Annotated in this window: 7 protein-coding genes; 6 read left to right on the top strand and 1 reads right to left on the bottom strand. The window is 66.9% G+C overall.

The window, feature by feature from the left end; translation table 11 throughout:
- Positions 1-45: 45 nt before the first annotated feature.
- Genes AC2VOK_RS15810 through AC2VOK_RS15785 form a run of 6 tightly spaced genes read left to right on the top strand, consistent with a single transcriptional unit; the run spans position 46 to position 6,236 of the window.
- Complete coding sequence (locus tag AC2VOK_RS15810) at positions 46-1,098, top strand: MCE family protein (protein WP_428901332.1); 1,053 nt, start codon at positions 46-48, stop codon at positions 1,096-1,098.
- On the top strand, positions 1,095-2,231 hold the full coding sequence (locus AC2VOK_RS15805) for an MCE family protein (protein ID WP_428901331.1): 1,137 nt from the start codon (positions 1,095-1,097) through the stop codon (positions 2,229-2,231). The genes AC2VOK_RS15810 and AC2VOK_RS15805 overlap by 4 nt, the downstream gene beginning before the upstream one ends.
- Positions 2,228-3,466 (top strand): MlaD family protein, encoded by a 1,239-nt coding sequence (locus AC2VOK_RS15800; protein WP_428901330.1) that lies wholly within the window; start codon positions 2,228-2,230, stop codon positions 3,464-3,466. The genes AC2VOK_RS15805 and AC2VOK_RS15800 overlap by 4 nt, the downstream gene beginning before the upstream one ends.
- Entirely contained in the window at positions 3,463-4,713 is a 1,251-nt protein-coding gene (locus tag AC2VOK_RS15795) for an MlaD family protein (protein ID WP_428901329.1), read from the top strand. The genes AC2VOK_RS15800 and AC2VOK_RS15795 overlap by 4 nt, the downstream gene beginning before the upstream one ends.
- Positions 4,714-4,738: 25 nt before the next feature.
- Positions 4,739-5,452 (top strand): tetratricopeptide repeat protein, encoded by a 714-nt coding sequence (locus AC2VOK_RS15790; protein ID WP_428901328.1) that lies wholly within the window; start codon positions 4,739-4,741, stop codon positions 5,450-5,452.
- Positions 5,453-5,468: 16 nt separating this feature from the next.
- Positions 5,469-6,236, top strand: coding sequence for a mannan-binding family protein (locus AC2VOK_RS15785; RefSeq protein WP_428901327.1), 768 nt, complete (start codon positions 5,469-5,471; stop codon positions 6,234-6,236).
- A 1-nt stretch (position 6,237) separates the two neighbouring features.
- Here AC2VOK_RS15785 and AC2VOK_RS15780 read toward each other — a convergent pair whose 3' ends face one another.
- Positions 6,238-7,434, bottom strand: a complete 1,197-nt coding sequence (locus AC2VOK_RS15780) for a L,D-transpeptidase (protein ID WP_428901326.1) — start codon at positions 7,432-7,434, stop codon at positions 6,238-6,240.
- Between the last annotated feature and the right edge of the window lie 179 nt (positions 7,435-7,613).

The following is a 7,613-nucleotide window of genomic DNA, read 5'->3' as shown; positions in this document are numbered from 1 at the left end:
ATGGCTGATTCCCCGATGGCTGATTCCCCGATGGCTGATTCCCCGATGGCTGATCGCTGGTACCGCCGAGTGAAGCGACGGCAGGCGCGCGCGCTGGAAAGTTACAACAAGACGTGGCTTGGTTTCATCGCCGTCGCGGTGGTCGCGGTGGTGATCGGGACGATGGTGGCCGTACATACGCTCGGGATGGGCTACCGGCACTACACGGCGGAGTTTCTGCAGGCTGCGTCGCTGCGGGTCGGGAATCCGATCACCGTCGCAGGAATACCGGTCGGCACGATCAGCAGCATGAGACTCGCCGGCGATCACGTCGAAGCGGGTTTGAAGATCCGCGACGACATCGTGCTCGGCAGACAGTCGAAAGCCGTCATCAAGGTGGCCACCATTCTCGGTTCGCGCTATCTCGCGGTGGAACCCGGTGGTCCCGGTTCGCTACCGGGCGCCACATTCGACTTGGCGCACACCTCGGTTCCGTACGATCTGCAGGCCGCATTGAAGGACGCCACAACCACTTTCGAGCAGGTGGACTCCGACAGGTTCGCGCAGTCGCTGGCCCTGCTCGGCAAACAACTGGAGAAGATGCCCGCGGTGGTACCCGAGGCCATGGCGAACATCGACACCCTGTCGTCGATCATCGCCCGGCGGCGCGATCAACTGGGCCAGCTGCTCAAGAGCACCGAGCAGGTCACCAACACGTTGCGTCGTCAGCAGGCCAATGTCGGCAACCTGGTCAACCAGGGACAGGACCTGCTGGGCCAATTCGTCGCCCGGCGCGCCGTTTTCCACGCGATGATGCGGTCCCTGACGAATCTGGTCGACATCATGAGCAAGATCATCATCAACGACCGCCCGGAATTGGATTCGCTGATCAACGATACCCGCGACATGACCGACATCATCGCCCAACACGACGACCTGTTGCGCAACATGCTGCAGGTCAGCCCCGTCATGTTGCGTCAGGTCGCCAACATGAGCGGGGACGGTAACGCCATCAACTTCACCGCGTCCGGCGGCGCGCTGGTTGACTCGTGGATGTGCGCAATCAGCGGTCGCGCCGAGCAGTTCGGGATGATCCCGTACTTCAAGGACTGCAAGTGACCGGGAACAGGGCCGCCAAGAACAGTGCCAGGACCAGGATCGTCGCTGTCGCGGCCGCCGTCGCCGCGGTGCTCGCAGCGGTCGGCGTCGGGTGGCGGTACTTCGGCGCCAAGCAGGACCCGATCACCGTGACGGCCCAATTCGACAGCGCGTCAGGCCTCTACGAGGGCAACGTGGTGGCGGTACTGGGAATGCCGGTGGGCAAGATCGCCAAGATCAGGCCGCGGGGTGGCTACGTCGAAGTGGAGTTCACCGTCGACCGCGACGTCAAGGTCCCCGCCGACGCTCAGGCCGTCACCGTGTCCACGTCCATCCTCACCGACCGACAGATCGAGCTCACCCCGCCCTACCGGGGCGGGCCGGTCCTGGAAAACCACGACACCATCGGCCTGACGCGCACCAAGACGCCCGTCGAATTCAGCAGGGTCCTGCGGGTTCTGGACCGGGTGACCAAGTCGCTCGAAGGTGACGGCCACGGCGGAGGTCCCCTCGCCGACGCGATCGACGGCAGTGCGGCGGTCGTCGACGGCAACGGCACGAACATGAAGAAAGCACTGGGCGAGCTGTCGGAGGCGATGCGGCTGAGCAGCGATGGCGGCGTGCAGACCCGGGAACAGATCACGACGATCGTCAAGAACGTCAGCTCGCTGCTGCAGGCGGCGGCCACCAACGACGCCAAGCTGCGGCAGTTCGCGTCCACCATCCATCTGGCCAGCCAGGTCCTCGACGACGAGGAGATCGGAACGGGCGCCACCGGGAAGAGGCTCGACCAGCTGGTCCAGCAGGCTGCCGATCTGCTCGACGCCCACCGCGACAGCATCAGACAGGCCGCTCTCAACGGCAACACCCTGGCCAAGACGGCGACGGACAATCGGCGCGAGCTCGCCGAATTGCTCGACCTGGCACCGATGGTGGCCGACAACGCCTACAACGCCATCGACCAGGCCAACGGTTCGGTGCGCGGGCACGCCCTGATCGACAGGATCCTGTTCGACGGCCAATACGCCAAGGAGATCTGCAATCTGATGGGCCTGCGGCAATTGGGCTGCAGCACCGGGACCCTGCAGGATTTCGGACCCGATTTCGGGCTCACCTACGTGCTGGACGGCATGGCGGCGATGGGGCAGAAATGACGACCGCACGCCGCACACGCTCCCCCGCCATCGTCGCGATCATCGCGGCCACGGCAGTCGTCAGCTCCGGCTGCGCCACGAACGGGCTTGCCAGCGTTCCCCTTCCGGCACCCGGCGTGAGTTCTGCAGGGTATCGGCTGACCGCGATTTTCGCCAACGCGCTCAACCTGCCGTCGAAGGCAAAGGTGAAGCTCGCCGGCGCCGACGTGGGCGAGGTCGAGTCCATGGTTGCCCGCAACTACACCGCGGTGACCACGCTGCGCATCAGCGCCGGGGTTCAACTGCCCTTGGGCAGTAGGGCCGAATTGCGCACCGCGACACCACTGGGCGACGTCTTCGTGGCGGTACAGCCACCACCGGCGACCCAACCGGACACAGCCATGTTGCGCGACGGCGACACCATCGGCCTGGGATCCACGGCGGCGTCCGCGACGGTCGAGTCGCTGCTGAGCTCGGCAGCCGTGCTGGTGAACGGCGGAGCGGTGCGCAACTTCACCAACATCATCAACGGGTTCGGGAGGGCCACGGGCGATCGGGGTCAGGCACTGGCCGGCCTTATCCGTAAGTCGAACCGGCTGCTGGGCACGCTGGATTCCCGCTCCGAGCAGATGTCGACCGCGATGACCGAGATGTCTCGCCTCGCCGGCGAAATCGACGCCAAAGAGAGCACCATCACCGACCTGATGGCGGCCGCCGGCCCCGGCACCGACGCCCTGGCCGCCAACACCACCGAACTGTCCGACCTGGCCGTACAAGCCGGCGACACTGCTCGGCTGCTGGCCAGGTTCCCCTCGGTCGGGGGTACCGACACCAGCGGCCGCAGCATGATCCGCGACCTGAACACGCTCGCCGGAGCCTTCAACGACGTCGCGGTGAGCCCGGATACCAGCTGGCTGCCGCTGAACCGGATGCTTCCGCCGCTGATCAAGTCGACGTCGGGATTCGCGGTCGCCGGCGCAGGCAGCGCCGACCGTCTGGTACTCGGATCGATCCCCGACATCGGGTTCGGCGGCGACATCGGGCTGCATGGACCGCACCGGTACAACTGGAACCAGTTCATCGGCTCGTTGAAATACACGTTGTGGCGCCTTCAGGAACGCGTCGTGGGGCGCGAACCGAACTCACCGCAGCTGCCGGTGATACCGGACCCGAACGTGCCGGGGGCGATCGTGCCCGCCCCTGCCCCTGCCCCTGTCCCTGCCCCACCGGTCCCCGGCCCGGGACCACGGCCGTGATCGCCACGACCGCCGACGCGCTCGTCCGCGTGGTGCGGGCGGGACACCGGCGGCAGACGTGGCTCTCGGTGGCCGGCTTGGCGCTGACACTGGTCCTCGCGACCGCCTACCTGCTGGCCGGCGCGTTGCGGGTGAGCCCGTTCGCGTCGTCGTATCGGGTCACCGTGCAGTTGCCGGATTCCGGTGGGCTGATGCCCGATCAGGACGTCGCGCTGCGCGGCGTGCGCATCGGGCACGTCCAAGCGCTGCACCTCACCGACAAAGGTGTGAATGCGGTGGCAACCATCACCTCGAGCGTGCAGATCCCGGCGTCCAGCGTCGCCCACGTGGTGGAGCTGTCTGCCGCCGGCGAGCAGTCACTGAACTTCGAGGCGGAATCCGACGCCGGACCCTATCTGCACGACGGCAGCGTGATCGGCCTGGACCGAACCACCGTTCCGCTGGACATGGCGCAGCTGCTCGCCGACGCCGACGGCATGCTGGAACAGGTCGACCCCCGCAAGATGGAGCTGATCAAGAAGGAACTGAGCCTGACCAAACAGGGCCCGCACAAGTTGGCCGACATCGTCGACGGCGGCACCTTCCTGCTGTCGACGCTTGATTCCGTACTGCCCGAAACCACCAGCATCATCAAGACCAGCCGGGTGGTGCTGACCCTGGCGGCCGACAAGAACGCCGGCCTGGCAGCAACCACCGCGGGCCTGGATCGCACACTGGCCGGTGTCGCCCGGATGCAGGGCGGATACCGCCGTGTGATCCAGCGGGCGCCGCACGCCCTCGCGGCCGTCGACAGCCTGTTCGCCGACAACTCCGACACGATGGTGCAACTGCTGGCCAGCGCGGCCAGCAGCGCGCAGCTGCTCTACCTGCGGGTGCCGGCACTCAACGCGCTGTTCCCCGATTATCGCGGATCGGTGCTGGACGCCCTGGCCAGCACGATTCACGACCACGGGATCTGGGCGACGGCCGACTGGTACCCGCGCTACGCGTGCGACTACGGCACACCGGCGTTCGCGCCCTCCAACGCCGACTACCCCGAGCCCTTCATGTACACCTACTGCCGCGACGACGACCCCGCCGTCGAGATCCGCGGGGCCAAGAACGCGCCGCGCCCGGCCGGCGACGACACCGCGAGCCCGCCGCCGGGGGCGGACCTGGGGCGCAGAACCGACCCGACGCCGAAGGGCCGCTACACGATTCCCACCCCGTACGGCGGCCCGGTGCTGCCGATAGAACCACCGCACTGAGACCGACACCCGTCCAGCCAAGGAGATGACGATGGCCACGACGACCGAGAACGAACTCGACACCGATGCCGAGGACGACAAGCCCGGCGCCGCAACCGAGGACGCCGAGCCTGATGACGTCGCAACCGAGGACGCCGAGCCTGATGACGCCGAGCCTGATGACGCCGTGGCCGAGGACGCCGAGCCGGACAACGAGGCGAGCGAGGAGGACGACGAGCCCTTCCCGGCCAACGGCGACAAGGCCAACCGGCTCAAGCGGCCGTGGCGCCACTACCTGCGTCGCGGCACGCTGCCGGTGTTGCTCGTCGCCTCCCTTGCGGTGTCCGGCTTCCTGGGCTGGAAGCAATGGCAGGAACACCAGGTGCAGCAGGCCGGCCGGCAGGCCCTGCAGGCGGCGATCACGTACGCGCAGGTGTTGACGAGCATCGATTCCACCAACGTCGACCAGAACTTCAAGGACGTGCTCGACGGCAGCACCGGGGAGTTCAAGGACATGTACAGCCAATCCAGCGTCCAACTGCGGCAAATGCTGATCGACAACAAGGCCACCGCACACGGCGTCGTGGTGGACTCCGCGATTCAGTCGGAATCCACCGACAAGGTTGTGGTCCTGGTCTTCATAGACCAGACCGTCACCAACATGGCGGTGCCCGATCCGCGCATCGACCGCAGCAGGATCAAGATGACCATGGAAAAGGTCGACGGTCGCTGGCTGGCGAGCAAAGTCCAGCTCCTCTGACCGGCCGGGTCGTCGGATGCTCATCACAAGACTGTTCGCGCTGGCCGCATTGCTCACCGCGGCAACGGCTCCCGGCACGGGCACCGCGCGGGCCTCGGCCCCGTCCTTCTGCGGCGAGCTGGGCGGCGACTGGGACGGTCAGTACTGCCACACCACGGTCGTCTCCGAACGCCAAGCCGTCCGGGACATCAAGGTCGCCGTGCCCGGCGATCTCGTCGACAACCCCACCGCGGGCCCGGTGGTGCGCGACTATCTGCGCACCCTGGTCAACAACTGGAAGACGGTGGGCGCCCACATGATCGCCGACAGCTACGGCGAGGAGAACTACCAGGTCTTACGGCACGGCAACCTGATCAGCGCCGTGTTCCACGAGGACTACCACGCCGACGGGCCCAAGCCCAACAACGCCTATCGGACGTTCACCTTCGACATGGCGCGCGGCCGGCGGCTGCAGCTGTCGGACGTGGCGACCGATCCCCTCACCACCATTCCGTCGCTGGGTCAGCCGTTCATCGAGGCCGCACTCGATCAGGCTCCGCCGCCGCATGATCCGGGGACCTACCCGTTCACCGCCGACCGGTGGACCCCCGACAAGGTCTATTCCGGCGCCTACAGGGCGTGGGCGCTGACCCCCGACGAGTTGATCCTCTACATGCCCGACTATCCGGTGGGCCACGATGAACCGGTCAACTTCACGCCGGGTGCGTTGCAGTGGTTCATGGACGGCGGCACCGTCGAAGCCCACATCCCGCTGGCGGCGCTGACGTCGGTGCTGCGCGTCTGAGTCAGGTGTCGGCGTTGCCGGCTTTCCACACCGGCCAGGGAATGTTCCAGTCACCCAGGCCTTCGGTGCCCGGCAGCGTCGGGCCCACGGTGTTGACGACCTCGACGATGTCGCCGCGCTTGACGTGGTCGTAGAACCACTCGGCGTTGGCGGGGCTCACGTTGAGGCAGCCGTGGCTGGTGTCGGTGTGGCCCTGGGCGCCCACCGACCACGGGGCCGAGTGCACGAACACCCCGCTGTAGGACATCTGCGTGGCCCAGTCCACCTCGGTGCGATACCCGTTGGGCGAGTTGACGGGAACCCCGTAGGTCGAGGAATCCATGATGATGTGCTTGAACCGCGAGCCGACGATATAGATGCCGTTGGCTGTCGGGGCGCTCTCCTTGCCCATCGACGTCGGCATGGTCTTGACGACGTCGCCGTTGACCCGCACGGTGATCATCTTGGTGCTGTCGTCGGCGGTCGCGATGACCTCGTCCCCGACGGTGAAGTGGGTCGTGACGTTGTCCTCGCCGAACATCCCGTCACCCAGGTCGACGCCGTAGGTGTTGACCGCCACGTCGATGGCTGTGCCGGGCTTCCAGAAATGCTCCGGGCGCCAACGCACCTCGCGGTTGGTCAGCCAGTAGAACGCGCCCTCGACCGGCGGGTCGGTGGTGACGGTGATGGCCTTCTGTGCCGCGGCACGGTCGGCGATGTTCTCGTCGAAGCGGATCGCCACCGGCTCGCCGATGCCCACCACCTCGCCGTCGCCCGGGTAGACGTAGGGCATGGTCAGGTGGGCGGGCGAACTGGTCTGGAACGTCATCTGCCGGCTTGCCGCACCACCCAGTCCCAGCGCCTTGGCGTTCAGCGTGTAGCGCCGGTTGTAGCCGAGTTGCTCGGTCGTCGACCAGCGCAGCCCGTCGGGGCTCAGTCGGCCACTGATGGACCTGCCGTTCTCGTTGACCATGGTGACCGACGCCAGCACGCCGTCGGCGACGGTGACCGTCACCGGCGCGTCCACGGTGACGCCGACGGCGCCGTCGGTCACCGAGGCGGTGAGCTTGGGAACCAGCAGATCAGCGAACGGGGTGCCCTTGTCGACGATGACATTCGCCGGTGCCGCCCGGTGGCTGCCGCCGCAGGCGGCGCCGGACACAACAACCATCACGACCAGCACAGCCAGACACGATCGACGTATCCGCAAAGCCGTCATGGAAGTGACCTTTCACATCATCCCGCCCGCTCCGGTCACCGGTGACCCGCATGGTTTGGAAGCATTCTAAGCGGTTTGGGGGTATCCCCGTGACGACCCGGTGGGCGCGATTTCGGACACAAGTCGGTGACCGCCGGGGCCCGTCGCGGGGCCACGGTGACAGTGGGCGCGCCCGCCGT

This window comes from Mycobacterium sp. TH-M116 (assembly GCF_057473685.1).
The sequence above is the reverse complement of the archived record's forward strand: the minus strand, read 5'-3'. Positions and strand labels throughout refer to the sequence as shown.

Excerpts from the sequence above, each read along its gene's own strand:
- AC2VOK_RS15780 (WP_428901326.1), bottom strand. The coding sequence starts at position 7,434 with ATGACGGCTTTGCGGATACGTCGATCGTGTCTGGCTGTGCTGGTCGTG.
- AC2VOK_RS15810 (WP_428901332.1), top strand. The coding sequence starts at position 46 with ATGGCTGATCGCTGGTACCGCCGAGTGAAGCGACGGCAGGCGCGCGCG.
- AC2VOK_RS15785 (WP_428901327.1), top strand. The coding sequence starts at position 5,469 with ATGCTCATCACAAGACTGTTCGCGCTGGCCGCATTGCTCACCGCGGCA.
- AC2VOK_RS15800 (WP_428901330.1), top strand. The coding sequence starts at position 2,228 with ATGACGACCGCACGCCGCACACGCTCCCCCGCCATCGTCGCGATCATC.
- AC2VOK_RS15790 (WP_428901328.1), top strand. The coding sequence starts at position 4,739 with ATGACGATGGCCACGACGACCGAGAACGAACTCGACACCGATGCCGAG.